This window comes from Cupriavidus oxalaticus, assembly GCF_016894385.1.
GTDB lineage: Bacteria > Pseudomonadota > Gammaproteobacteria > Burkholderiales > Burkholderiaceae > Cupriavidus > Cupriavidus oxalaticus.
The window spans coordinates 1,030,455-1,054,900 of record NZ_CP069812.1 but is presented as its reverse complement, the minus strand read 5'-3'; the positions used below and the strand labels follow the sequence as shown (position 1 = coordinate 1,054,900).

The following is a 24,446-nucleotide window of genomic DNA, read 5'->3' as shown; positions in this document are numbered from 1 at the left end:
TCAGAATGCTTCTGGGAAAGCCTGGCTGCCAATGGGGTTGCAAGAGGTGCAACCTGCCAGACCCGCCCAGACATTCGGCATCCGGGATCATTGCCGTGATGTGGAACACCATTCTGGAACCACCTCGCGCAATCGCCGCGACCCGGTCGGGCCGCTGGGACTTCTGAACGCGGACTGCCGGATACTGGAGAACTGGACGTGGGGGCGCGTCAAACCGGCGCATTGTACCGCAGGCGACACCTGGCAGTCCAGCAACCGCCCGCCGTTGCGTGGCGTCTGTCAGCCCCGTCCAACACGAACCGCAAAGGTCTTTTATACTGGCCAATTCCGGTAAAGCGCACGACCGTTCGCAGACGCTCGGCGCCGAGTCCGGACGAACCATACCGCCCATAATGAAAGCGCGCGTGACAGCGCGACGAGACTGCGCCAAACACGCCAACCCGGCCCGAACCGACCAAGACAGGGCCGTCACCTCCAGGTTGCCTCATGTCAAACACCGCCAACGCTTCCGCCCAAGCTTCTTCCGCCCAGCAGGCCCGTTTCGAGGGCAGTGACCAGTATGTCGCCACCGACGACCTCAAGCTGGCCGTCAACGCCGCGCGCACGCTGCAGCGCCCGCTGCTGATCAAGGGCGAGCCCGGCACCGGCAAGACCATGCTGGCCGAGGAAGTGGCCGCCGCGCTGGGCATGCCGCTGCTGCAGTGGCATATCAAGTCGACCACCAAGGCGCAACAGGGCCTGTACGAATACGACGCGGTCTCGCGCCTGCGCGACTCGCAGCTCGGCGACGATCGCGTGCACGACATCCGCAACTACATCGTCAAGGGCGTGCTGTGGCAGGCCTTCGAGGCCGACCAGCAAGTGGTGCTGCTGATCGACGAGATCGACAAGGCCGACATCGAATTCCCCAACGACCTGCTGCGCGAACTCGACCGCATGGAGTTCTACGTCTACGAGACGCGCGAACTGGTCCAGGCCAGGCACCGCCCGCTGGTGATCATCACCTCGAACAACGAGAAGGAACTGCCCGACGCGTTCCTGCGCCGCTGCTTCTTCCACTACATCAAGTTCCCGGACGCCGACACCATGCAGCAGATCGTCGACGTGCACTACCCCGGCATCAAGCGCGAGCTGGTCGCCGCCGCGCTGGAATCGTTCTACGAGATGCGCAACCTGCCGGGCCTGAAGAAGAAGCCGTCCACCTCCGAGCTGATCGACTGGCTCAAGCTGCTGATGGCCGAGGACATCCCGCCCGAGGCACTGAAGAGCCCGGACAAGAAGGCAGCGATCCCGCCGCTGCACGGCGCGCTGCTGAAGAACGAGCAGGATGTGCACCTGTTCGAGCGCCTGGTGTTCATGAACCGCGCCAACCGCTGAGCGGGCTGCCTGTCATGACCGCCTTTGCCAGACCCGTGACCCTGGCCGGCAGGCACGCCACGCTGGAGCCGCTGCGGCCCGAGCATGCCGATGGCCTGCGCGCCGCCTGCGCCGACGGCGAACTGCACAGGCTCTGGTACACCAGCGTGCCCGCGCCCGAGCGCATGGAAGCCGAGATCGCGCGGCGCCTGGGCCTGCAGGAACAGGGCTCGATGCTGCCGTTCGCGGTGCGCGACGCCGCGGGCGAGCTGGCGGGAATGACCACCTACATGAATATCGACGCGGCCAACCGGCGCGTGGAGATCGGCTCGACCTGGTACGCGCGCCGGGTCCAGCGCTCGCCGCTGAACACCGAGTGCAAGCTGATGCTGCTCGGCCATGCCTTCGACCAGCTCGACTGCATCGCCGTGGAATTCCGCACGCACTGGATGAACCAGCAGAGCCGCGCCGCGATCGCACGCCTCGGCGCCAAGCAGGACGGCGTGCTGCGCAACCACCAGCGCATGCCGGATGGCTCGTTGCGCGACACCGTGGTGTTTTCGATCATCGCCAGCGAATGGCCGACGGTGCGTCAACACCTGCAATTCCAGCTCGACCGTCCGCGCTGAAGCGGCCGCCTATCCCCAGAGCAAGGCATCATGCTGATCGACTTCTTCTTCTCGCTGCGCCACGCCAAGCTGCCGGTCTCGGTCAAGGAATACCTGACCATGCTGGAAGCGCTCAAGGCGCAGGTCATCACGCCCTCGATCGACGAGTTCTACTACCTGTCGCGCATGACGCTGGTCAAGGACGAAAAGCACTTCGACAAGTTCGACCAGGCCTTTGCCGCGTACTTCAAGGGCGTGGAAAGCCTGGTCGACTGGAAGTCCGATATCCCGCTCGACTGGCTGCAGAAGACGCTGGAGCGCGAGCTGTCGGCCGAGGAAAAGGCCAGGATCGAGGCCATGGGCGGCCTCGACAAGCTGATGGAGCGCCTCAAGCAACTGCTCGAGGAGCAGAAGGAAAAGCACGAGGGCGGCAACAAGTGGATCGGCACCGGCGGCACCTCGCCGTTCGGCCACGGCGGCTACAACCCGGAAGGCATCCGCATCGGCGGCCCGAGCAAGGGCAACCGCACCGCGATCAAGGTGTGGGAAGCGCGCACCTACAAGGACTACGACGACCAGGTCGAGCTGGGCACGCGCAACATCAAGGTGGCGCTGCGCCGCCTGCGCCGTTTTGCACGCGACGGGGCCGACACCGAGCTGGACCTGGACGACACCATCCACTCGACCGCGGCCAATGCCGGCCTGCTCGACATCAAGCTGCGGCCCGAGCGCCACAACAAGGTCAAGGTGCTGATGCTGATGGACGTGGGCGGCTCGATGGACGACCACATCAAGCGCGTGGAAGAACTGTTCTCGGCCACCAAGACCGAGTTCAAGCACCTGGAGTACTACTACTTCCACAACTGCCTGTACGACTACGTGTGGAAGAACAACCGCCGCCGCCACGCCGAGAAGCTGGCGACGTGGGACCTGCTGCACAAGTACACCTCCGACTACAAGATCATCTTCGTCGGCGACGCCACCATGAGCCCGTACGAGATCCTGCAGCCCGGCGGCTCGGTCGAGTACAACAACGCCGAGGCCGGCGCGGTGTGGCTGAACCGCATGACCGAGCAGTTCCCGCATTTCGTCTGGCTCAACCCCGAGCCGGAAGGCCTGTGGCAGTACCGCCAGTCGATCACCGTGATCAACCAGTTGATGAAGGGACGCATGTACCCGGTCACGCTGGCGGGGCTGGAACAGGCGATGAAGGTGTTGTCGAAGTAAGACTCTTCAAAAAGCGCGCCGTAGCCTACGCCGCACGGACCAGGCTCCGCTCTCCCGCATGCGGGAGAGCGGAGCAAACCGCCGGTATGCAAGGCACCCCCGCCTCAGCCAGGCCGCGCCAGGTCGGCCCCTTCCATCACCCAGGCGCGGAACGTCCGCAGCGCCGGCAAATGCTGCTTCTGTTCCGGGTAGCACAGGTAATAGCCCTTCTTGGCCAGCACCTGCGCCGGATGCGCGACCATCAGTGCGCCGGTGGCAAGCTCCTCTTCGATCAGGCAGCGCGGGATCAGCGCGATGCCAAGTCCTGACAGCGCCGCCTGCGTCAGCAGCGAGAACTGGTCGAAGCGCGCGCCGCTCCAGGCCTGGCGGGTGGTCACGCCCAGCGTGGCGAACCAGTCGGGCCACGCCTCGGGCACCGTAGTGTGGTGCAGCAACGGGTAGCGCAGCAGCGCATCCGGCGTGCGCGCGACGCCGCCAGGCTCGTCGGCCAGCAAGCCCGGGCGGCACACCGGCAGCACTTCGCGTCCGGTCATGTAGTCAGCCAGGCTGCCTGGCCAGACGCCATCGCCGAAGCGGATCGCCGCGTCGAGATCCGGCTCGGAAAAATCGTAGCCCTGCGCATGCGGCACGAATTCCAGCGTGACTTCCGGATGCCGCGCAAAGAACTGTGGCAGGCGCGGGATCAGCCACTTGGCACCGAGCGTGGGCATGCTGGCAATATGCAGCACGCCCCCGCGCCCCTGGCGCGCCATCAGCTCGACCGTGGCTGCCTCCAGTTCGTTCAGGCTGGGGCCAATGCGCTCCAGGTAGCGTGCGCCGGCATCGGTCAGCACCAGCCGCTGGCGCACCCGTTCGAACAACTCGGTCCCCAGGTAGGCTTCCAGGTTGCGCACTTGCTTGCTGATGGCACCCTGCGTCACGTGCAATTCGCGCGCCGCGACTGTAAAACTGTTGTGTCGGGCTGCCGCCTCGAACGCTTGCAGTTCGGTCAGCGACGGGCACATACGTCGCATACATCACCTCGACTTCACGACCAATTGGAATGAGCTAGGGATTTTATTTCGTTTGCGAGGGACTTGCCTGGACGAGCAGAATCGTGAAAACCCCTTTGTCTCTTTCTCGATACCTTTCCCCACAAGACATCATGCAACGTCGCCACCTTCTCCGCGTCCTGGCCGCCGCCTCGGCCGCCCTCGCCACCGGCCTGTCGTTCAGCGCTGCCGCCCAGTCCGGCTACCCGACCAAGCCGATCACGCTTGTGGTGCCCTTCCCGGCTGGCGGCACCACGGATATCGTGGCGCGCATCGTCGCCGACAAGCTTGGCCAGCAACTGGGCCAGGCCGTGGTGGTCGACAACCGCGGCGGCGCCGGCGGCAGCATCGGCACCACCTTCCTGTCCAAGGCCGCGCCGGACGGCTACACGCTGGGCATCGCCACGGCCTCGACCCACGGCATCAACCCTGCGGTCTACCCGCGCCTGTCCTACGATGCAACCAAGGACTTCACCACCATCACCAACCTGGCCTCGGTGCCGAACGTGATGAGCATCAACCCGGCGGTCAAGGCCACCGACATGAAGTCCTTTATCGCGCTGGCGCAGTCGCAGCCGAACAAGCTGGCCTATGGCTCGGCCGGCAACGGCAGCGTCTCGCACATGATGGGGGAACTGTTCAAGATGAGCAGCAAGACCGAACTGCTGCACGTGCCGTACAAGGGCGTGGGCCCGGCGCTGAACGACGCGCTGGCCGGCCAGGTGCAGGTGCTGTTCGACAACCTGCCGTCGTCGCTGCCGTTCATCGAAGGCGGCAAGCTGCGCGCGCTGGCCGTGGCCGCGCCCAAGCGCGTGGCGGCGCTGCCGAACGTGCCGACCTTCGCCGAGCTGGGCCTGGGCGAGGTCAACGACGCCGCCTGGTTCGGCCTGATCGCCCCGGCCAACCTGCCGGCCGACATCCAGAACAAGCTGCATGCCGCCGCCGTCAAGGTGCTGGCGACGCCGGAGGTCAAGGCCAAGCTGGAAAAGCTGGGCGCGACCCCGGTGGGCGACACCCCGGCGCACTTCGCCGCGCAGATCAAGAGCGAAGTGGCCAAGAACAAGCGCGTGGCCGCGGCCGCCAAGATCTCGCTCGACTGACCTTTGGCGCAGACCATGACCGATACCGACCGAACCACCGCGGATAGTCCGTTCTTCCTGTACCAGCCCGAGGGCGAGCCCGCCCCGCTGTTCCTGGATTCGCCGCACAGCGCGACCACCTATCCGACGGACTTCCGCCCCGATCCCGCGCTGCCGCTGCCGCTGCTGCGGCAGGCCGAGGACACCTTCGTCGACGAACTCTACGCCGGCGCGCCGGCGCGCGGCATCCCGCTCTTGTGCGCGGGCTTCCCGCGCAGCTACCTCGATGCCAACCGCGCGCTGGAGGAAATCGACGAAGCGCTGCTCGAGGCCCCCTGGCCCGGCGCGAAGCAGGAAACCTCCAAGACCCGGCTCGGCAAGGGCCTGGTCTGGCGCGTGCTCGACAGCGGCGAGGCAATCTACGACCGCAAGCTCGCCGTGGAAGAAGTGCAGGCGCGCATCAACCGCTGCTACCTGCCCTACTACGCGCAGCTGCAGAAGCTGGCCGACCGCGCCGTCGCCAGCCATGGCAGCGCCTGGCACATCAACTGCCATTCGATGCCGAGCCACGCCGCGCAGTACGCGACCGAGTTCCCTGGCCTGGAGCACCCCGACTTCGTCGTCGGCGACCGCGACGGCACCACCTGCGACAAGCGCTTCACCGACCGCATCGAGGGCGTGCTCAAGGACATGGGCTACGAGGTCTGGCGCAACCACCCGTACAAGGGCGTGGAAATCGTGCGCGTGGTCGGCCAGCCGCAGGCCGGGCGCCACAGCCTGCAGCTCGAGGTCAACCGCAAGCTGTACATGGACGAGGTGGGCCTGACCCACACCGCCGGCTTTGCCAAGCTGCGCCACAACCTGAACGCATTGCTCGACGAGCTGCTGCGCTTCACCCGCGCAATGCCCTCGCGCGTGGCCTGAGGCGTTTGCCAACGCGCCACGGCCGGTCCGCGCGGGATCACCGCGGACCGGCCGTGCGGGTTCCCCGCAGTTGTGCCACATGGGAAATATCTGCTAGAAAGCAGGCCGCTTCCTGCGCGTCGTCATTGCGTTAGAAGAACAGGTAACAAGATTTAGGAACTTTGCCGGATAGGTTTCCTCTATCATGGCATTCCCTTGCGAAGCTACCGGCCTGCCGGCCCCGCGCCGGCAGGCCAATCCCAGAACGCAAACACCGCAAACACCGCAAACACCGCAAACACTGTGATCCGACGAATTTCCGAACTGCTCGGCAGCCGGCTCCGCCTGGTGGCTGCCGCGGTGGCCGGTGCGATCGGGCTGGCGGGCTGCGCCAACATGCCGGCCGACGAGGCCGCCGCCCAGGCTCCCGCCGCCGCCCCGACAGCCGCCCCCGCCAGGCCCGCCGCTGCTACCCCTGCCGCCCCTGCCGCCACCTCCACGCCGCCCACCAAGACCATCACCCTGCCCGACCGCGGCCGCGTGAGCCTGTCCGAGTACCGCGCACGCATGCGCGAGCAGCTGATGAAGACCGAGAACGCCACCAGCGACGTCGCCGACTGCGCCGCGCACGCCAGCTGGGTGGTGCCGCGTTCGGCCACCTACGATGCCCTGAAGATCCCCACCGGCGCGCTCGCCGCCGGACAGGCCACGACCGAGCCCTGGAGCGGGCGCTTCTCGCCCGGCAAGCAGGCCGTGCCGGTCAGCACCGTGGTGACGTTCAACGCCACCGCGCACAAGCGCCGTGGCGACAACGACTGGCAGCCCGTGCGCGTGCGCTGCGGCTACGACGATGGCATGATGCTGGCGTACGAACTGCAGGACACCAGCGGCGCCACCATCAGCGAACCCGCTGCCGCGCCGGCGGTGCCCACGTCGAGCCGGGCCGCCTCGGCCAGCAAGAGCCGCAAGGGGGCCAAGGGCAAGAGCACGGCGTCGTCGAAGTCGGGCAAGTCCACCGCCGCCAAGTCGACGAAGTCGGCTTCGTCGAAATCGGCGTCGGGGTCGGCGAAGACCAGCAGCAAGGCCAAGAAGAAGCAGTAATGTGCGGCGCGCCTGCGCGGGCGCATGTTTTCTCCCCTCTCCCATTTATGGGAGAGCGGAGCAAACCGGAAGCAAACCCAGCCCCAGCCTCAGCCCAGGTAATCCAGGATCGCCTGCAGCATCGCCGTGCCCAGCAGCGCGCTGCGCGCGCCGTTCCAGCCCACCTCCGCATCGGGCAAATCGGCGTTGTCCTTGAACGGCATTTCCAGCGTCAGCGCCAGGCAGCCGAAGGTATGGCCGATGTACTTGGACGCGAGCTTGAGCGCGTCGGCGTTGTACTTGCTGGCGGCATAGCCGTGCACGTCCTGGAAGTCCGGCGACGCGCGCTTGAAGGCTTCGATGAAGCGCTGCTGCTCGCGCCGGCGCGCCTCGGTAAAGCCGGGCAGCATCTCGCTGCCGGCGACGAAGTTATACGGCAGGCCCTCGTCGCCGTGGATATCGAAGAACATGTCACACCCCGTGGCCTCGATGGCGCGGCGCACGTGGTAGACCTCCGGGCTGGTATCCACGCTGGGCGACATCCATTCGCGGTTCAGGTTGGCGCCCGCGGCGTTGGTGCGCAGGTTGCCGCGCGCCGAGCCATCCGGGTTCATGTTCGGCACGATATGGAACACGGCGCGCTCCAGCAGCTTGCGCGCGACCGGATCGCCGGCCCAGGTGCCGGTGCCGGTCAGCCGCTGCAGCACGCCCTCGACAAACCATTCGGCCATGCTCTCGCCCGGATGCTGGCGCGCGATCATCCAGATGGTCTTCTTGCCGGGGCCGGGCTGGCCCAGCGTAACGCGCGTCATGTCGCGGCCGTCGACGGTGCTGCCCAGGTGCGACAATTGCGCCAGCGGCGAGCGCTGGCAGCTCGCCAGCAGCGACAGGTGGCGCTCGTCGGGATAGGGCTCGAAATACGCGAACCAGATGCTGTCGTGCTCGGGCGTGAATTCCACCGTCATCACCTTCCCGTCGAAACCGGTCGGCACGCGGAACCAGTGCGCGCGGTCATACGAGGCCACCGCGCGGTAGTCGCGCCAGCCGTCCGGGTAGGTGCAGTCGCCCGCGTTGAGGAAATGCATCCGGCACGCCTGCCCCGCCGCACCCTGCAGGCGGAAGTGGAACCACTGCCGGAAGTCGGCGTGCGAATCGGCGCGCAGGCGCAGGCGGATATCGTCGGCACGGTCGAGCGCCTCGACCTCGATGGCACCCGAATCGAAATGCGAGGAGATATGCAGGGCGGAAGGCATGGCTGGCGGTCTCGTTGCGTTAGGGTTCAGTCTTCCGGGGTTCAGTCTTCCAGGCGGCGGCGGAACACCCAGCGGCCGGCGTCGGAAGCGGAGGCATCGAAGGCATAGCCGTCCTCGGCGAAGCGCTTGAGCTTTTCCGGCTCGGTGATGCGGTGCGTGACCGCGTAGCGCGCCATCGTGCCGCGCGCGCGCTTGGCGTGGAACGAGATGATCTTGTAGCGGCCGCCCTTCCAGTCCTCGAACACCGGCGTGACGATGCGCGCCTGCAGCACCTTGGGCCGCACCACCTTGAAATACTCTTCCGAGGCCAGGTTGACCAGCACCGGCGCACCTTCCTGCTTGAGCGCGGCCATGTCGCCGTTGATCGTCTGCGTGACCTCGTCACCCCAGAACGCATACAGGTCCTTGCCGGCGGCGTTGTCGAGGCGCGTGCCCATCTCCAGCCGGTAGGGCTGCATCCAGTCCAGCGGGCGCAGCACGCCGTACAGGCCGGACAGGATGCGCAGGTGCTTCTGCGCGAAGGCGAGGTCCTCGGCGCTCAGCGTCTTCGCATCGAGGCCGTCGTAGACGTCGCCGTTGAAGGCCAGCACCGCCTGCTTGCTGTTGGCCGCGGTAAATTCGGGCGACCACTCGGCATAGCGCGTGACATTGAGCACGGCGAGCTTGTCGGAGATGTCCATCAGCGCGCCCACGTCCTGCGGCGCAAGCTTGCGCAGGCGCTCGATCAGCGTGGCGGAACGGTCGATGAAACGCGGCAGCGTATGGGTCTTGATACGTGGGGGTGTCTCGTAGTCCAGTGACTTGGCGGGAGACAAAACGATGAGCATGGCAAAATCGCGGCAGTAGCCAAGGACAAACCAGCCAAGATTGTAGCGAATGCGCCTCGACAGTACCGGAACCGACCATCCCGCCAGCCCCGCCGGCATCACATCCGCCCTGACGGGCGCGCCCTGCGTGGTGCTCGACTCCAATATCTGGGTCGACCTGCTGGTTTTCCGCGACCCCCGTGTCGAGCCGATCCGCCAGGCGCTGGAAGCCGGCACCATCGCCCCTGTGATCCGTGCCGATTGCCGCGAAGAGCTGCGCCGTGTGCTGGCTTATCCGCAATTTGCCCGTTTCGAGGTCGATATCGACGCCGCGCTCGCCACCGTCGACCGCCTGACCCGCGTCGAACCGCTGCCGCCGCAGGACGAAGCCGATGCCATCAGGCTGCCCCGCTGCAAGGACACCGACGACCAGAAGTTTGTCGAGCTGGCCCACTTTGCCGGCGCCGCGTGCCTGGTATCGAAGGACAAGGCGGTGCTCAAGCTGCGCAGCCGCCTGCGCCGCTCCAGCGGGGTCGAGGTGCTGACGCCGCCGGGCTTTGGCGCCTGGCTGGCCGCCCGGACTGACACCACAGCCGACATCACCGCCGATCCGCTTTAGAATTGCCGGATCGCGCGCGCGGCCGGTTCGGCACGCGCGCTCCTCCTCTTACCGCATCGACACGCCCGCAACATGTCCGCAGACACCACGCTCGCTCCCCTGACCCCGCCGCCCTCGCGCCTGCCCGGCGTCGGCACCACCATCTTCACCGTGATGTCGGCCCTGGCCATCGAGAAGAACGCCGTCAACCTGGGCCAGGGCTTTCCGGACTTCGATTGCGACCCGAAGATCGTCGATGCCGTCACCGGGGCGATGCGCGCCGGCCATAACCAGTACCCGCCGATGGCGGGCGTGCCGCGCCTGCGCCAGGCCATTGCCGACAAGATCGCCGCGCTGTACGGCCGCCAGTACAGCTGGGAGTCCGAGATCACCGTCACCGCCGGCGCCACGCAGGGCATCCTGACCGCGATCCTGTGCGCCGTGCACCCGGGCGACGAAGTGATCGTGCTCGAACCCTGCTACGACAGCTACCTGCCCGCGATCGAACTGGCCGGCGCCACCGCCGTGCCGGTCACGCTGGAGGCGCCCGAGTTCCGCGTGCCCTTCGACAAGCTCGCCGCCGCGATCACCCCGCGCACGCGCATGATCCTCGTCAACACGCCGCACAACCCCACCGGCACGATCTGGCGCGCGGGCGACATGGACAAGCTGGCGCAGATCCTGGCCGGCACCGACATCCTGCTGCTCTCCGACGAGGTCTACGAGCACATGGTCTACGACGGCCAGCGGCATGAGTCAGTCTCGCGCCATCCCGAGCTGGCGCGCCGCAGCTTCGTGATCTCCAGCTTCGGCAAGACGTATCATGTGACCGGCTGGAAGATCGGCTACGTGGCCGCGCCGGTGGCACTGATGGCCGAGTTCCGCAAGGTGCACCAGTTCAACGTGTTCACCGTCAATACGCCGGTGCAGCATGGCCTGGCCGACTACATGGCGGATCCCGCGCCCTACCTGCAGCTGCCGGCGTTCTACCAGGCCAAGCGCGATGTCTTCCGCGCGGGGCTGGCCGGTTCGCGCTTCAAGCTGCTGCCGTCGGATGGCACCTACTTCCAGTGTGTCGACTACTCGGCCATTTCCGACCTGAGCGAGGCGGACTTCGCCATGTGGCTGACGCGCGAGATCGGCGTGGCGGCGATTCCGGTGTCGGCGTTCTATTCGCAGCCGCGTGAGTCGGGCGTGGTGCGGTTCTGTTTTGCGAAGAAGGAAGAGACGCTGGCGCTGGCGCTGGAGAGGTTGGGGAAGCTTTAAAGCAATCGCTCAGACAAAAAAACGCCCGCGATTTGCGGGCGTTTTTGCTTCCTGATGCCTTCGCGGGCCGGCATGTTTGCTCCCCTCTCCCGCAAGCGGGAGAGGGGAGCAAACAAGTGGCAAATCGAATCGCTTGGTCGAACCGCTTACTTCTTGCTGCGGCTCATCATCAGCTCGGTATTCGCCTTCCGGTCCGCGTTGACCTTCTGCACCGACTCGCGCTGCGACAGCGTCTTCAGGTAATCCTTGACCGGCAGGTCAGCCAGCATATCCGTGCCATAGATGATCTTGGTGCACGACGACACCAGCGGCAGGTGCACCGCCGCCGCGCAATCGGCCAGCGTGAAGCTATCGCCGGCGATATACGGCGAGAACTTCGCCAGCCTGGCAAACGCCGGGATATAGCGCGCCAGCAGCTTGTGCTGGCGCTCCTTGACGCTGTCGCTGACCTTGCCGCCGAAGAACGCTTCCGCATACAGCTCGCGCGCCGTCAGTTCCAGGTACAGCTCCATGAAGGTGACGATCTCGCGCACCTTGCCGGCCTGCAGCGGGTCCTTCGGCAGCAGCGGCGTCTGCGGGTAAGCCGCTTCCAGGTATTCGACGATGACTTCCGACTCGCACAGCGAGCCGGATTCGGTGATCATGTAGGGCACCTTGCCCGCCGGCGTTGCGGCCGGATCGGTCTCGCCGATCCAGGCCAGCACCTCTTCGAACGGCACGTTCTTTTCCAGCAGCGCCAGCTTCACTTTGTTGTAGTAGTTGCTGGCGGCAAAACCGCAGAGCTTCAGCATGTCGTCTCTCTCCGTCGTTGGAATGATCGCCCGCACGAGCACGGGTCTGAGGGGGATTGTGGACCATCCGGGGCCTGCCGTGTCCGGCCTGGCCGATCAGCGCACGCCGCCTGCCCTTCCGGTCTGTTCGGAAAGATGCAAAAAACGTACGATCGTGCTAATTTAACCACAACTTTTGGGACGAATGATGAGCACTTTCACCATCGACACGCTGGGCATCGTCGGCACCGGCGCCATGGGCCGCGGCATCGCGCAGATCGCCGCCCAGGCTGGCCTGACCGTCAACCTGTACGACGCCAACCCGCAAGCTGTGGCCGCCGCCCGCCAGTACCTGCAGGACACGCTGGCCAAGCTCGCCGACAAGGGCAAGATCAGCGCCGCCGACGCCGAGGCCACGCTGGCCCGCGTCAAGCCCTGCGGCGCGCTGGAAGACCTGGCCGACTGCGACATGGTGCTGGAAGCCATTGTCGAGAAGCTGGAAGTCAAGCGCGACCTGATCGCGAAGCTGGAAGCGATCCTGCGCGACAACGCGATTATCGCCTCGAACACCTCGTCGCTGTCGATCACCGCGATCGCCGTGGGTTCGAAGCACCCGGGCCGCATCGCCGGCTACCACTTCTTCAACCCGGTGCCGCTGATGAAGGTGGTCGAGGTCATCGACGGCCTGTCGGGCGACCCCACGGTGGGCGACGCGCTGATGGCGCTGTCGCGCCGCATGGGCCATACCCCGGTGCGCTGCAAGGACATGCCGGGCTTTATCGTCAACCATGCCGGCCGCGGCATGAATATCGAAGGCCTGAAGGTCGCGCAGGAAGGCGTGGCCGAGTTTGCCGACATCGACAACATCATGCGCGAGCAGGCCGGCTTCCGCATGGGCCCGTTCGAGCTGATGGACCTGACCGGGCTGGACGTGTCGCACCCGGTGATGGAGTCGATCTACAACCAGTTCTACCAGGAGCCGCGCTACCGTCCGTCGCCGATCACGGCGATCCGCGCGGTCGGCGGGCTGATCGGCCGCAAGGCCGGCGCCGGCTTCTACCGCTACGCCGATGGCCAGAAGCAGGTGCCGGCCGCCGCCGCGGTGCCGGGCGCGCGCCCGACGAGCGTCTGGGTCAGCCATGACAGCGAGCGCGGCCACGCCATGGTGACCAGGCTGCTGGGCGCGCTGGGCGTGACCCCGGAAGGCGGCAACAAGCCGTCTGCCGATGCGCTCATCGTCGTCACGCCGCTGGGCCTGGACGCCACCACCAGCGCGCTGCAGCAGGGCCTGGACCCGGCCCGCACCGTCGCCATCGACACGCTGCTGCCGTTCGAGGCCACCAGGCGCCGCACGCTGATGACCACGCCGGCCACCCGCGCCGCCGCGCGCGATGCCGCGCATGGCCTCTTTGGCAGCGACGGCGTGCCGGTCACGCTGATCCGCGACTCGGCCGGCTTCGTTGCCCAGCGCGTGCTCTGCTGCATCATCAATATCGCCAGCGATATCGCGCAGCAGCGCATCGCCACGCCGGCGGACATCGACCTCGCCGTGAACCTCGGCCTCGGCTACCCGAAGGGCCCGCTGGCGCTCGGCGACGCGGTCGGCCCGCAGCTGGTGCTGGAAACGCTGCGCAACATGGAGGCGCTGACCGGCGACATGCGTTACCGCCCGAGCCCGTGGCTGTGGCGCCGTGCCGGCCTCGGCCTGTCGCTGCTGGCCGAAGAGCAGTAAGTCCGTTCCTTATCGTTTTCAGAGTCCGGTTTCCAGAGTCCGCCCCATGCCCGCACAACTGCTATCCGAACGCGTCGATTCGACGCTGGTCCTGACCATCTCGAACCCCGAGGCGCGCAACGCGCTGCACCCGGACATCTATGCGGGCTCCAAGGCGGCGCTCGACGCGGCCGCCGCCGACGATTCGATCCGCGCGGTGATCTTCACCGGTGCCGACGGCATGTTCTGCGCCGGCGGCAACCTGAACCGGCTGCTGGGCAACCGCAGCCAGCCGCCCGAGGTGCAGGCCGCCAGCATCGAAGTGCTGAACGGCTTTATCCGCTCGCTGCACGCCTTTCCCAAGCCGATCATCGCGGCGGTGGAAGGCGCGGCCGCCGGCGCCGGCCTGTCGCTGGTGCTGGCGTGCGACTTCGTGGTCGCGGCCAGCGACGCCAAGTTCGTGATGGCCTACGTCTCGGTCGGGCTCACGCCCGATGGCGGCGGCTCGTACGAACTGGCGCGCGCGCTGCCGCGCCAGCTCGCCAGCGAGCTGATGATGGAAGGCAAGCCGGTCAGCGGCGAGCGGCTGGCCCAGTTCGGCCTCGTCAACCGCGTCACGCCGTCGGGCGAGGCGCTGGCCGAGTCGCTGCGCCTGGCCGCAGGCCTGGCCAGGCAATCGCCGCATGCGGTCGGCCGCATCAAGGGCCTGATCAACTATGCGGCCACGGCCTCGCTCGACGAACACCTGCTGGCCGAGCGCGACAACTTTGTCGCCGCGCTGCATCACCCGGATGGCGGCGAAGGCATCAGCGCTTTCCTGGAGAAACGCAAGCCGCAGTACCGCTGACAGACCCGGACGGGCCTCTGCCCGTCTTCATGGCAAGCCCGCAACAGACGGGCACGCCCGCACAACACAAGGAGACAACGCATGGAATTGCCGCCGTCCTCGCGTCGCCGCATCTACCTGATGCGGCATGGTGCCGTCTCGTATTTCGATGAAGGCGGGCGTCCCGCCCTGCCGGAGATGGTGCCGCTCAACGAAACCGGCCGCATGCAGGCCACCGCCGCCGGACGCACCTTTGCCGCCGAGCAGATCCGCTTCGATCGCGTCATCGTCAGTGGCCTGCCGCGCACGGTCGAGACCGCCGAGCGCGTGCTGGCCGAACTGCCCGAGATGGACGGCGTGGTGCCCGAGGTCTGGCCAGAATTCCAGGAGATCCGCGGCGGCGACTTGTCCGCGATCGCCGATGCCGACCTGCGCGACGCCTTCGTCGGCGCCTTCGAAGGCGAGGTCCCCGAAGACAAGCGCTTTCTCAATGGCGAGACCATCGGCGCCTTTCTCGACCGCGTGCTGCCCGGGCTCGATCGCCTGCGCGAAGACCCGGAATGGGACACCGTGCTGATGGTGCTGCACGGCGGCACCAACCGCGCCATCCTGTCGCAGGCCATCACCTGTGGGCGGCGCGTGCTGTTCGGCTCGCTGCTGCAGACGGCGGGCTGCATCAATGTGCTCGACATGGGCGACGGCCCGCTCGACTGGGTGGTGCGCATGACCAACTACTCGCCGCCCACGCCCGTCCACAGCGGCTCGCGCCACACCACCATGGAAGTGCTGCTGCACCAGTATTTGCGCGGACGCCAGCCGGCCGCCTGAGTCACCCAAGCCATCCAACCGAACCCGAACAGAAAACCAACGGAGACAGCATGACGAGCAACGTATCGCACTTCGAGGGCACGCGCCCGGTGGCAGACCAGCAACGCTTCGACACCGATGCGCTGGAAGCCTGGATGCGCCAGCACGTGGAGGGCTTTGCCGGCCCGCTGACCATCGAGCAGTTCAAGGGCGGGCAGTCCAACCCGACCTTCAAGCTGGTCACGCCGGGCCAGACCTATGTGATGCGCGCCAAGCCCGGCCCCAAGAGCAAGCTGCTGCCGTCCGCACATGCCATCGAGCGCGAATACCGCGTGATGGCCGCCCTCGCCGGCACCGACGTGCCGGTGGCGCGCATGTATGCGCTGTGCGAAGACGAATCGGTGATCGGCCGCGCCTTCTACATCATGGAGTTCGTCGCCGGCCGCGTGCTGTGGGACCAGTCGCTGCCCGGCATGGACAAGGCCGAGCGCAGTGCCATCTATGACGAGATGAATCGCGTCATCGCCGCGCTGCATACCGTCGATTACAACGCCATCGGGCTGGGGGACTACGGCAAGCCCGGCAACTACTTCCAGCGCCAGATCGAGCGCTGGACCAAGCAATACAAGCTGTCGGAGACCGAGTCGATCCCGGCCATGGATGCGCTGATGGACTGGCTGCCGCAGCATATTCCGCAGGAAGACGCGGACCTGACGTCGATCGTGCATGGCGATTACCGGCTGGACAACCTGATGTTCCATCCAACGGAGCCGCGCGTGCTCGCGGTGCTGGACTGGGAGTTGTCCACGCTGGGGCACCCGATGGCGGACTTCAGCTACCACTGCATGAGCTGGCATATCGCGCCGGGGCAGTTCCGCGGGATTGCGGGGCTGGACTATGCCGGATTGGGGATTCCTGACGAGGCAACGTATCGCCGCATGTACGAGCAGCGCACCGGGCGTGCGATCACTGGCGACTGGAATTTCTATCTTGCCTTCAGCATGTTCCGTATTGCCGGGATTCTGCAGGGGATCATGAAGCGCGTGGTGGATGGAACGGCTTCGTCGGCGCAGGCTACGGATGCGGGTAAGCGGGCGCGGCCGATGGCGGAGATGGGGTGGGAGTATGCGAAGAAGGCTGGGGGGTGAGGGGGGACGTGTTGTCGCGGTTGATGACATGCTGTTGCCTGTTTTAGCGCTGGTCTGTCGCTGTTGGTGACATGCTGTCGGCCGTTGAACCGCCTGGTTCCGCCCTCCTGGGCGGGTCACTTTTTGGCCGAGCGCCAAAAAGTAACCAAAAAGCGCGTTTGCGGCCCTGCGGGCGGTCACTCTTATCGTAGTGTGCCTGGGATTTCGTACGGGGCTTGGCTTCGTTGCAGAGCGGGACTGCCTGACGCCTTGGTGCGCCACGGTGGCGCGGGATCGACGCGATGGTTGAACGAGCCCAGAGCTGGGCGTGGCCCCTGCTGCTGACGGCAACATAGGAACGCCTACGGCTGCGCTGCGCGCCGGCAGTATCTCAGGTCACGGGCCTTGGCACGGAACGCGTCGCTGCGCTCGCTTGGAGTTATCGCCGATGAGCCCACAAGCCTGTCCCTCCTCGCTTGTTTGCTCCCCTCTCCCGCGAGCGGGAGAGGGGCGGGGGTGAGGGCCAGCGCCCCCACGGAGTGCCAGCGCGCAAAACCTACGATACTGAGCGCGCGCAGCGCAGCCGAAGGCGTCCCCGCGTTGACGCCGGCAGCAGGCGGCCTACGCTCTGCATGGGGATCGTCCAATAGTGGATTAACGCAGCCACCATCCCAAACTCACCTGGCGTAGCAGGTCCGAACCACCACCCACATCGAACGGAAATCACCACCGCCCGAACCACCCACGCCGATGAATTGATAGCCAGCCGCTCAGGCGACGCGCTTTTTGGTTACTTTTTGGCGCTCGGCCAAAAAGTGACCCGCCCAGGAGGGCGGAACCAGGCGGTTCAACGGCCGACAGCATGTCATCAACAGCGACACCAACGCTTCAACATCAAACAACATGTCACCAAACAGCGACCACAATAGCACGCTGAAAACCGCCCGCTCCCCCTTAATCCCCCACCGCCACCCCTTCCCTCCGCGGATCCGCCCCACCCGCCCAGACCACCTTCCCATCTGACCCCTGCCGACGCACGATAGCCTGCGTCCCGCTGGTCATCTCAATCTCGGCAACCTGATGCCCGCGCTGCTGCAGCGCCTGCACCAACCCCGGCGACACCAGCCCCTTCTCCACTTCAGTAGGCCCATTCCGGCTGCCGAAGTTACCCATGCCGATCGCAGCCTGCGGATCCATGTTCCAGTCCAGCATGCCGACCAGCGTCTTGGACACATACTCGATGATCTGCGAGCCGCCGGGCGAACCGACCGTGGCCACCAACTGCCCGGTCTGGCGGTCGAACACCAGTGTCGGCGCCATCGACGAACGCGGCCGCTTGCCCGGCTCGACGCGATTGGCCACCGGCTTGCCGTTCTCGCTCGGCACGAAGGAGAAGTCGGTCAGCTGGTTGTTCAGCATGAACCCGCGCACCATCAGATGCGAGCCGAAGTACGACTCGATCGTCGTGGTCATCGAGATCGCGCCGCCGCGGTCATCGACCGCGACGATCTGCGAGGTGGAAATGCGCGGCGGCGACCGGTCGGGAGCGTACGCTACCGCAGGCCCCGGCGGCACGCCCGGCTGCGCCTTGCCCATGCTCTTGTCGCCGATCAGCTCGGCTCGGGACGCCAGGTAGTTGGGATTGACCAGGCCGGCCACATCGATCTGCACAAAATCGGAATCGGCCACATACAGGCCGCGGTCGGCATAGGCCAGGCGGTCGGCTTCGGAGATGGCGTGGACCGCGTCCGGATTGGCCTCCACCTGCGCGGGCGTATTGACGTTTTGCGGCTTGAGCGCCGCCAGCGCGTACTTGGGATTCTTGGTCTCCAGCGCCTGCAGCGTGCCCAGGATCTGCGCAATCGCGATGCCGCCCGATGACGGCGGCGGCATGCCGCAGATCTTCCAGCGCTTGTAGTCGGTGCAGACCGGCACGCGCTGCTTGGCCCGGTAGCCGCGCAGGTCCGCCATCGACAGCGAGCCCCGGTTGGCACTGCCGTTGACCTTGGCGACGATGTCCTGCGCGATCGGGCCGCCGTACAGCACGCCCGCGCCGCGCCGCGCGATATCGCGCAGCGTCTGTGCGAGCTTGGGGTTCTTCAGCACCGTGCCGGCCGGCTTGGGCTTGCCCTGCGCATCAAGGAAGTACACGGCCATTTCCGGCGAGTTGGCCAGGAACTTGTCGGCGGCCACCTGCGTGTAGAGGCGCTGCGAGATCGGGAAGCCCTTCTCCGCCAGCGAGATCGCCGGCTCGAACAGCTTGGCCCACGGCAGGCGCCCGTGCTGCCGATGCGCCATCTCCAGCGCGCGCATCACACCCGGCGTGCCGACCGAACGTCCGCCGATCTGTGCCTCGCTGAATTCCATCGGCTTGCCGTCGGGGCGCATGAACAGGTTTTCGGTGGCGCCGGCGGGAGCGGTCTCGCGGCCGTCGAAGGCCTGAACGCGCTTGCCGTCCCAGTACATGATGAAGGCGCCGCCACCGATGCCGGTGGCCTGCGGCTCGACCAGCGTCAGCACGGCCTGCATGGCGATGGCGGCATCGATGGCCGAGCCGCCCTGGCGCAGCATGGCGCGCCCGGCCTCGCTGGCCAGCGGATTGGCCGCGGCGGCCATATGGCGCTGCGCATAGACCGTCGACATGCCGGCGCGGTAGCCGGAAGCGACCTCCGGGGCAGGCGGCATGGCCGCTGCGGGCGCTGCCGCGGGCACGGCCGCGGTGGCATCTGGCGCAGCCGTTGCGGCGGGCGTCCCGGTCCCTCCGCCCTGCGTTCCACACGCGCCAAGCAGCGCGGCCGTAGTCAGGGCCAGCGTGCTGCGCCACACCATCGAATCGAGGTCAAAGCGGGCCATGCGATGTCTCCTGGGGGAAGGAATCAGGCGATTGTAGTGGCGATCGCCGCATGCGGGGGTCGGGCAAAGTCTGATTTCCGTCACCTGACTGAGCGTGCAGCAGAAAAACTTGGAATATTTAACCCTGCCGCGAACCGTGCGCCGTTTCATGGACAGGCCACCTGGCGTCCCGCCTGCGGCCCACCAGGAGAACAACATGCAACTTCGCGCACCGGTCGTGTCCACCGTTGGCGCCCGGCGGATCCGGGCCGCCGCTGCCTGCTGCGCCGCCGCGCTGGCACTGGCGCTGCCGGGCTGCGGCGGGCATTCGCCTGCGCTGACGCAGGCGCCGCAATCCGCCCCGCCGGCCCCGGCGCCCGCGCCGGTCCGGGACCACACCGCCGAAGCGGCCAAGGCCGCAAATGCCGCACCGGCTGCCGAGATGCGCGCTCTTGCACCCCGTGCCGCGTTGGCCATGCCGCGGCCCTACCACCTGCCGCTCCCCCAGGCCGCGGACCGCGAGCGCTACGGCCAGATCGACGAGAACGGCGTCAGGCTCGTCGCGCAGGCGCCGGTGTCCACCTTCAGCATCGACGTCGATACCGGCAGCTACAGCAATATGCGCCGCCTGCTCAATGCCGGCCGCCTGCCGCCCGCTGATGCCGTACGCGTGGAGGAATTGCTGAACTACTTCCCGTACGACTACGCCCAGCCCGCCGACGGCAGGCCCTTCGCCGTGCACACCGCGCTGGCGCCCGCGCCGTGGCCTCCGTCCAACGTGCTGCTGCGCATCGGCATCAAGGGCAAGGACATTGCCAGCGGTGCGCTGCCGGCGGCCAACCTGGTGTTCCTGGTCGATGTGTCCGGCTCGATGGACTCGCCTGACAAGCTGCCGCTGCTCAAGTCCTCGCTGAAGCTGCTGGTGAACAAGCTGCGCGCGCAGGACCGCATCACGCTGGTCACCTATGCCGGCAGCACCCGCGTGGCGCTGCCGCCTACGCCGGGCAGCGACAAGGCTGCGATCAGCGCCGCCATCGACCAGCTGGTGGCCGGCGGCAGCACCGCCGGCGCCAGCGGCATCGCGCTGGCCTACCAGGCCGCGCAGCAGGGCTATATCGCGGGCGGCATCAACCGGGTACTGCTGGCCACCGACGGCGACTTCAATGTCGGCGTGACCGACTACCGGCAACTCAAGGGCATGGTCGAAGAGAAGCGCAGGTCGGGCGTGTCGCTGTCGACGCTGGGCTTCGGCACCGGCAACTACAACGAGCAGCTGATGGAGCAGCTGGCCGATGCCGGCGACGGCGCGTACTCGTATATCGACAACCTGATGGAAGGCAACAAGGTGCTGGTGAACGAGGTCAGCTCGACGCTGGCCACCATCGCGCGCGACGTGAAGATCCAGGTGGAATTCAACCCGGCGACGGTCAGGGAATACCGGCTGATCGGCTATGAAAACCGCATGCTGGCGCGCGAGGATTTCAACAACGACAAGGTCGACGCCGGCGACATCGGCGCGGGCCATACCGTGACCGCGCTGTACGAGCTGACACTGGCCGGCCAGCCCGGGCTGGCCGATCCGCTGCGCTACCAGCCGGCCACGCCCACCAGCCCTGCACCCGGCCGCGACGGCGAACTGGCGCATGTGAAGCTGCGCTACAAGCTGCCCGCGGCCAGCACGAGCCAGCTGATGGATGTCATCGTGGCGCGGCAGGCGATCCGGCCCCTGGCCCAGGGCGACGACGACTTCCGCTTCGCCGCCGCCGTGGCCGGCTTCGGCCAGGCGCTGCGCGGCGGCAAGCACACCGGAAGCTGGGGCTACGCCGAGGCGCACGCGCTGGCGCAAGGCGCGCGCGGCACCGACCGTTTCGGCTACCGCGGCGAATTCCTCAAGCTGGTCGACCTCGCGCAAAGCCTCGCAACCAGCAAGCCGGCGCATGCCGGTGGCGCGGTTCCCGAGCGTGCGGCGCGCTGACAATGTCGCGACGCAGGGCGGCGCAGCGCTTTGCCGCCCCGCCCGGCGCTCTCCTATACTCCGCCCCATGCAGGCTCCAGACCCCGTCCCGCCGCCTCCCCTGGCCGCGCTGCCCGATCCCGACCTGATGCTGCTGGTCGCGTCCGGCATCATCGAGCAACCCATCGCCGAGCTGTTCCGCCGCCATAACGCCGGCCTCTACAACTACGTGGCGTGGCTGTGCCAGGGCAACACCGGCGAGGCCGAGGACATCGCGCAGAAGACGTGGATCAAGCTGATGACCCGCTGCGGCGACTATCAGCCGGCCGCGGCATTCCGCACCTTCCTGTACCAGATCGCGCGCAATGCCTGGCTCGACCAGGTGCGCAGCGCGGATGCGCGCCAGCGCCACGACACGGACGACGGCCGGCCGCCGGAGCTGCCCGCCGACGACCTGTCGCCGGAAGCCGAGCTGCAGCTGCGGCAGCATGCGCACTATGTCCACCTCGCACTGCTGCAGCTACCGGCGGCACAGCGCGAGGTGGTGGTGCTGCGCTTCTTCAGCGACATGAGCGTCGAGGATATCGCGCAGATGCTGGGCGAGAAGTTCGAGACGGTGAAGAGCCGGCTGCGCTATGCCTTCGCGCGCCTGCGTGCCGACCTGGCAGGCAGCGTGCCCGGCACGCGGGAGCCCAGGCCATGAGCGCCGCCGACCGCTTCATCGACGGGCAGGACCGGCTTGCCGCGCTGCTGAAGGCATTGCCTGCCTACGTGCCGCCGGAGCGGCTGGCCGCTGCCGTGCAAGCGGCGGCGCACGCGGCCCAGCAGGAAGCCGACGCGCGCCGCGCCGGCGCCCTGCCACTCGCCCCGCAATTCGCCGCGCCACCCGGGCTGGCGTCCGCGGTGCTGGAAGCAGCCGCGCGGCTGCAGGCAGCGCAGGCGGGCCGGCGCGATGCGGTGTTGGCCGGCATTGCGGCAGGCCAACCGGCGGCGCAGGCGCTGGGTGCGCCTGTCAGCGATGCCACGCGCGACTGGCTGGCAGCGCAGACGCGCAGCACGGCCATCGCGCAGGCCACAGTGCGGACAGAACAGATACGCACGACACGCGCACGCCGTTGGTGGCGTTCGCTCGGCGCCGTGGCGAGCGTGGCGGCCGTGGCGGGACTGACCACCAGCATCGTGCTGCGGCAGGTCGACGAAGGCGCCTTGCAGCCGGGCGCGGTGCGCGAGTCGGCCACACCGGCAGCCGTACCGGCAACCGCGCCCGCGCCGACTGCGGCGCCGGCGGCCCGGGACGATCCTGGGCGCGCGCAGGACGCACCCGTCGCCACGCCGGCAAACCCCACGCCGCCGGCACCCAAGGCCGCTCCGTCGGCATCGCGGGAGCTACGGCAGGCACGCGAAGCCGCCCCGCGCCAGCGCGTGCAGCCGTCCGCCGAACGCAAGACGACGCCACGCGGCGAAACGCAGGCCATGCCCGCCCCTGCCACCGAAGGCTTGCTGCCCCAGGCACCCGCCGTCGCAGCGGCCCCGCCGATGCCTGCCTACTCCGCCATGGCGGAAGCCGCGCCTGCGCCGTCAGCCCCGTCCGCACCGGCGCCAGCCGCCGCCCCGCAGGCCGACGCCGCCCGCAAGGCCGCCCCGCCGCTGGCAGCGGCACGCGCGCCTGCGGCGCTTGCCGCCGCAGCGATGGTCGTATCGGTACAGGAAGATCCCGCGGCGATCGCGGCGCGCATGCAGGCAGCCACGCCGCTCGGCGTGTGGGCGGCCGAACCGGACAGCGCTGAAATCAGGGAATGGGTGCAACGGCTGTGGCAGTCGATGCCGGCGGGGCAGCGCCCGCCGTTGCCGTATGCCGTGCAGGCCGACCGCACGCTGGCGCCGGGCCAGGTGCGCATCGGGCTGCAGCACCGCGCGCCGCAGTGAGCGCGGCGGTGCCTGGCTGATCGGGGAAGATCAGCGCGTGGTGAACGACCAGCTCAGGTCCACCGGCTGCGAACCCAGCCGGCCGGTCACGCGCACGTTGTAGCGCTGGCCGCTCGCCAGCGGTGCCACCGGCGTGCAGATCGCCAGCCCGCGCGCGGCGCTGGACAGGCCCGACGAGCGGCTGTCGACCTTCAGGCAGTTGACGCTGTTGCCCTGCGCGTCCGTGATCGCAAAATTGTCGGCATCGAACTGCAGCGAGGTGTTGATCGCCTGCAGCGAGACCGGGTAGCCCACGGTCTTGCCTTCGTAGCCCGGCGCCGGGTTGGGGCTTTCGGAGTTGACCCAGCTCGCCGGCACGTCGGCTTGGCCATTGAACGGGTAAGCCACCATCTGGTTGTCGCTGCCGCCCTTGGACGCATCGGCCAGGTCGATGGTCTGGTAGTAGCTCGCCGAGGTGCCGCTGCCGTTCGGGCCCACGTTCTCGGCAAAGCCGCTGCCGGCAGAGCCGTAGCTGCCCAGCAGCGCGGCGCGGTGGAACGGCGCGTTGATCAGGTCGGAGACCAGCGCATCCTTGGGCGACATCGACAGGTTGGCATTGGCCACCGAGGTCCAGCGATTGGCGCCAGCCACCACTTCCGCCGTCGCATTGGTCGGGTAAGCCGCCTGGATGCGCGCGTTGGGCGTGGCACCGGTATAGCCGGACTTGCCGCTGACTTCGTCGTGCGTCAGCGTGGCGTTGGCCAGCATGTACCCGGTGTGGTTCTGCGCCACGGTGTTGAGCGCGTCGCGCGCGGCCAGCGGCGGCAGGCCGACCTGTTCGCGGCGGTAGTTGGCATAGCACAGGCCCGCGCTGCGCGGCTCGTCGAGTACGCGGTAGTTGCTGACCGCGCTGCCGCGCGCCGGCAGCAAGGTGATGCCGCTGCCGGCCGCGGGTGCCGGTGCCGCGCCGCTGACGGTGTAGCAGCCGCCGGCAGTGGTCGGCGTGGAAGACGTCGAACCCGGGTTCGCGCTGGACTGGGTTCCTGATTGCGAGGAGCCCTGCGGCGCGCCGGCCGACGTGGCGCCGTCGCCGCCGTCTCCACCGCCGCCGCCACAGGCGGACAGGGCCAGCACGGCAGCAGCGCAGAGGCCGGTCAGGGTGAACGTGGTGCGGCGCGCGCGTCGCGGCAGCGTCGGTTGGCAATCAGCAAGCAAGCGTGTCCCGGTCATCGGTCTGGATGTGTCGTAGTCGTGGAATAAGGCGTCTGCCTGAGGGATCCGCACGCGCGGACAACCGGCGCGGGAGG

21 protein-coding genes are annotated in these 24,446 nt (G+C 67.6%); 15 read left to right on the top strand and 6 right to left on the bottom strand.

Annotated features, from left to right (window positions below):
* Window positions 1–486 precede the first annotated feature (486 nt).
* From JTE92_RS17200 to JTE92_RS17190, 3 genes are read left to right on the top strand one after another with little or no spacing between them, the layout of a single operon-like run.
* Window positions 487–1,377, top strand: coding sequence for an AAA family ATPase (locus JTE92_RS17200; protein WP_063238370.1), 891 nt, complete (start codon window positions 487–489; stop codon window positions 1,375–1,377).
* A 14-nt stretch (window positions 1,378–1,391) separates the two neighbouring features.
* Window positions 1,392–1,985 carry a GNAT family N-acetyltransferase gene (locus JTE92_RS17195; RefSeq protein ID WP_063238369.1) on the top strand — a complete coding sequence of 198 codons (594 nt, stop codon included), beginning with the start codon at window positions 1,392–1,394 and terminating at the stop codon, window positions 1,983–1,985.
* Between the two features lie 30 nt (window positions 1,986–2,015).
* Window positions 2,016–3,191 carry a vWA domain-containing protein gene (locus tag JTE92_RS17190; protein ID WP_063238368.1) on the top strand — a complete coding sequence of 392 codons (1,176 nt, stop codon included), beginning with the start codon at window positions 2,016–2,018 and terminating at the stop codon, window positions 3,189–3,191.
* A 104-nt stretch (window positions 3,192–3,295) separates the two neighbouring features.
* Here JTE92_RS17190 and JTE92_RS17185 read toward each other — a convergent pair whose 3' ends face one another.
* On the bottom strand, window positions 3,296–4,204 hold the full coding sequence (locus JTE92_RS17185) for a LysR family transcriptional regulator (protein WP_063238367.1): 909 nt from the start codon (window positions 4,202–4,204) through the stop codon (window positions 3,296–3,298).
* A gap of 131 nt (window positions 4,205–4,335) precedes the next feature.
* Here JTE92_RS17185 and JTE92_RS17180 point away from each other — a divergent pair, with 131 nt between their 5' ends.
* The 3 genes from JTE92_RS17180 (at window position 4,336) to JTE92_RS17170 (ending at window position 7,305) form a co-directional block, all read left to right on the top strand.
* Window positions 4,336–5,322: a Bug family tripartite tricarboxylate transporter substrate binding protein gene (locus JTE92_RS17180; protein WP_063238366.1), complete on the top strand. Its 987-nt coding sequence runs from the start codon at window positions 4,336–4,338 to the stop codon at window positions 5,320–5,322.
* Between the two features lie 15 nt (window positions 5,323–5,337).
* Entirely contained in the window at window positions 5,338–6,225 is an 888-nt protein-coding gene (locus tag JTE92_RS17175) for an N-formylglutamate amidohydrolase (protein ID WP_063238365.1), read from the top strand.
* Between the two features lie 282 nt (window positions 6,226–6,507).
* Window positions 6,508–7,305: a BspC domain-containing protein gene (locus JTE92_RS17170; protein WP_371136924.1), complete on the top strand. Its 798-nt coding sequence runs from the start codon at window positions 6,508–6,510 to the stop codon at window positions 7,303–7,305.
* Between the two features lie 89 nt (window positions 7,306–7,394).
* On the opposite strand, the gene JTE92_RS17165 is transcribed toward JTE92_RS17170, so the two are convergent.
* Together JTE92_RS17165 and yaaA are read right to left on the bottom strand one after the other, a co-directional pair.
* Window positions 7,395–8,537 carry a M14 family metallopeptidase gene (locus tag JTE92_RS17165; RefSeq protein WP_063238364.1) on the bottom strand — a complete coding sequence of 381 codons (1,143 nt, stop codon included), beginning with the start codon at window positions 8,535–8,537 and terminating at the stop codon, window positions 7,395–7,397.
* 41 nt (window positions 8,538–8,578) lie between these two features.
* Window positions 8,579–9,364, bottom strand: coding sequence for a peroxide stress protein YaaA (gene yaaA, locus JTE92_RS17160; protein ID WP_063238363.1), 786 nt, complete (start codon window positions 9,362–9,364; stop codon window positions 8,579–8,581).
* Between the two features lie 49 nt (window positions 9,365–9,413).
* Here yaaA and JTE92_RS17155 point away from each other — a divergent pair, with 49 nt between their 5' ends.
* The gene (locus JTE92_RS17155; RefSeq protein WP_063238362.1) at window positions 9,414–9,962 is read left to right on the top strand and encodes a PIN domain-containing protein; all 549 of its coding nucleotides are present in this window, start codon (window positions 9,414–9,416) and stop codon (window positions 9,960–9,962) included.
* A 72-nt stretch (window positions 9,963–10,034) separates the two neighbouring features.
* Window positions 10,035–11,207: a pyridoxal phosphate-dependent aminotransferase gene (locus JTE92_RS17150; protein ID WP_063238361.1), complete on the top strand. Its 1,173-nt coding sequence runs from the start codon at window positions 10,035–10,037 to the stop codon at window positions 11,205–11,207.
* A gap of 146 nt (window positions 11,208–11,353) precedes the next feature.
* Here JTE92_RS17150 and JTE92_RS17145 read toward each other — a convergent pair whose 3' ends face one another.
* Complete coding sequence (locus JTE92_RS17145) at window positions 11,354–11,998, bottom strand: glutathione S-transferase (protein ID WP_063238360.1); 645 nt, start codon at window positions 11,996–11,998, stop codon at window positions 11,354–11,356.
* 187 nt (window positions 11,999–12,185) lie between these two features.
* Between JTE92_RS17145 and JTE92_RS17140 the strand changes: the two genes are divergently transcribed.
* The 4 genes from JTE92_RS17140 to JTE92_RS17125 all read left to right on the top strand — a co-directional run bounded on the left by JTE92_RS17140 (window position 12,186) and on the right by JTE92_RS17125 (window position 16,469).
* Window positions 12,186–13,709 carry a 3-hydroxyacyl-CoA dehydrogenase gene (locus JTE92_RS17140; RefSeq protein ID WP_063238359.1) on the top strand — a complete coding sequence of 508 codons (1,524 nt, stop codon included), beginning with the start codon at window positions 12,186–12,188 and terminating at the stop codon, window positions 13,707–13,709.
* Between the two features lie 46 nt (window positions 13,710–13,755).
* On the top strand, window positions 13,756–14,535 hold the full coding sequence (locus JTE92_RS17135; RefSeq protein WP_063238358.1) for an oxepin-CoA hydrolase, alternative type: 780 nt from the start codon (window positions 13,756–13,758) through the stop codon (window positions 14,533–14,535).
* Between the two features lie 81 nt (window positions 14,536–14,616).
* A complete protein-coding gene (locus JTE92_RS17130) occupies window positions 14,617–15,342 on the top strand; it encodes a histidine phosphatase family protein (protein WP_063238357.1) in 726 nt (241 codons plus the stop codon).
* Window positions 15,343–15,392: 50 nt separating this feature from the next.
* Window positions 15,393–16,469 carry a phosphotransferase gene (locus JTE92_RS17125; protein ID WP_063238356.1) on the top strand — a complete coding sequence of 359 codons (1,077 nt, stop codon included), beginning with the start codon at window positions 15,393–15,395 and terminating at the stop codon, window positions 16,467–16,469.
* Between the two features lie 933 nt (window positions 16,470–17,402).
* On the opposite strand, the gene ggt is transcribed toward JTE92_RS17125, so the two are convergent.
* On the bottom strand, window positions 17,403–19,301 hold the full coding sequence (gene ggt / locus JTE92_RS17120; RefSeq protein WP_063241513.1) for a gamma-glutamyltransferase: 1,899 nt from the start codon (window positions 19,299–19,301) through the stop codon (window positions 17,403–17,405).
* Window positions 19,302–19,497: 196 nt separating this feature from the next.
* On the opposite strand from ggt, the gene JTE92_RS17115 reads away from it, so the two are divergent.
* The 3 genes from JTE92_RS17115 (at window position 19,498) to JTE92_RS17105 (ending at window position 23,160) form a co-directional block, all read left to right on the top strand.
* Window positions 19,498–21,255: a vWA domain-containing protein gene (locus JTE92_RS17115; protein ID WP_063241512.1), complete on the top strand. Its 1,758-nt coding sequence runs from the start codon at window positions 19,498–19,500 to the stop codon at window positions 21,253–21,255.
* Between the two features lie 67 nt (window positions 21,256–21,322).
* Window positions 21,323–21,937: a sigma-70 family RNA polymerase sigma factor gene (locus JTE92_RS17110; RefSeq protein ID WP_063241511.1), complete on the top strand. Its 615-nt coding sequence runs from the start codon at window positions 21,323–21,325 to the stop codon at window positions 21,935–21,937.
* Window positions 21,934–23,160 carry a hypothetical protein gene (locus tag JTE92_RS17105; protein ID WP_063241510.1) on the top strand — a complete coding sequence of 409 codons (1,227 nt, stop codon included), beginning with the start codon at window positions 21,934–21,936 and terminating at the stop codon, window positions 23,158–23,160. Before JTE92_RS17110 ends, JTE92_RS17105 begins: the two co-directional genes overlap by 4 nt.
* 30 nt (window positions 23,161–23,190) lie before the next feature.
* Here JTE92_RS17105 and JTE92_RS17100 read toward each other — a convergent pair whose 3' ends face one another.
* Window positions 23,191–24,369 carry a CAP domain-containing protein gene (locus tag JTE92_RS17100; protein ID WP_063241509.1) on the bottom strand — a complete coding sequence of 393 codons (1,179 nt, stop codon included), beginning with the start codon at window positions 24,367–24,369 and terminating at the stop codon, window positions 23,191–23,193.
* Window positions 24,370–24,446: the final 77 nt, after the last annotated feature.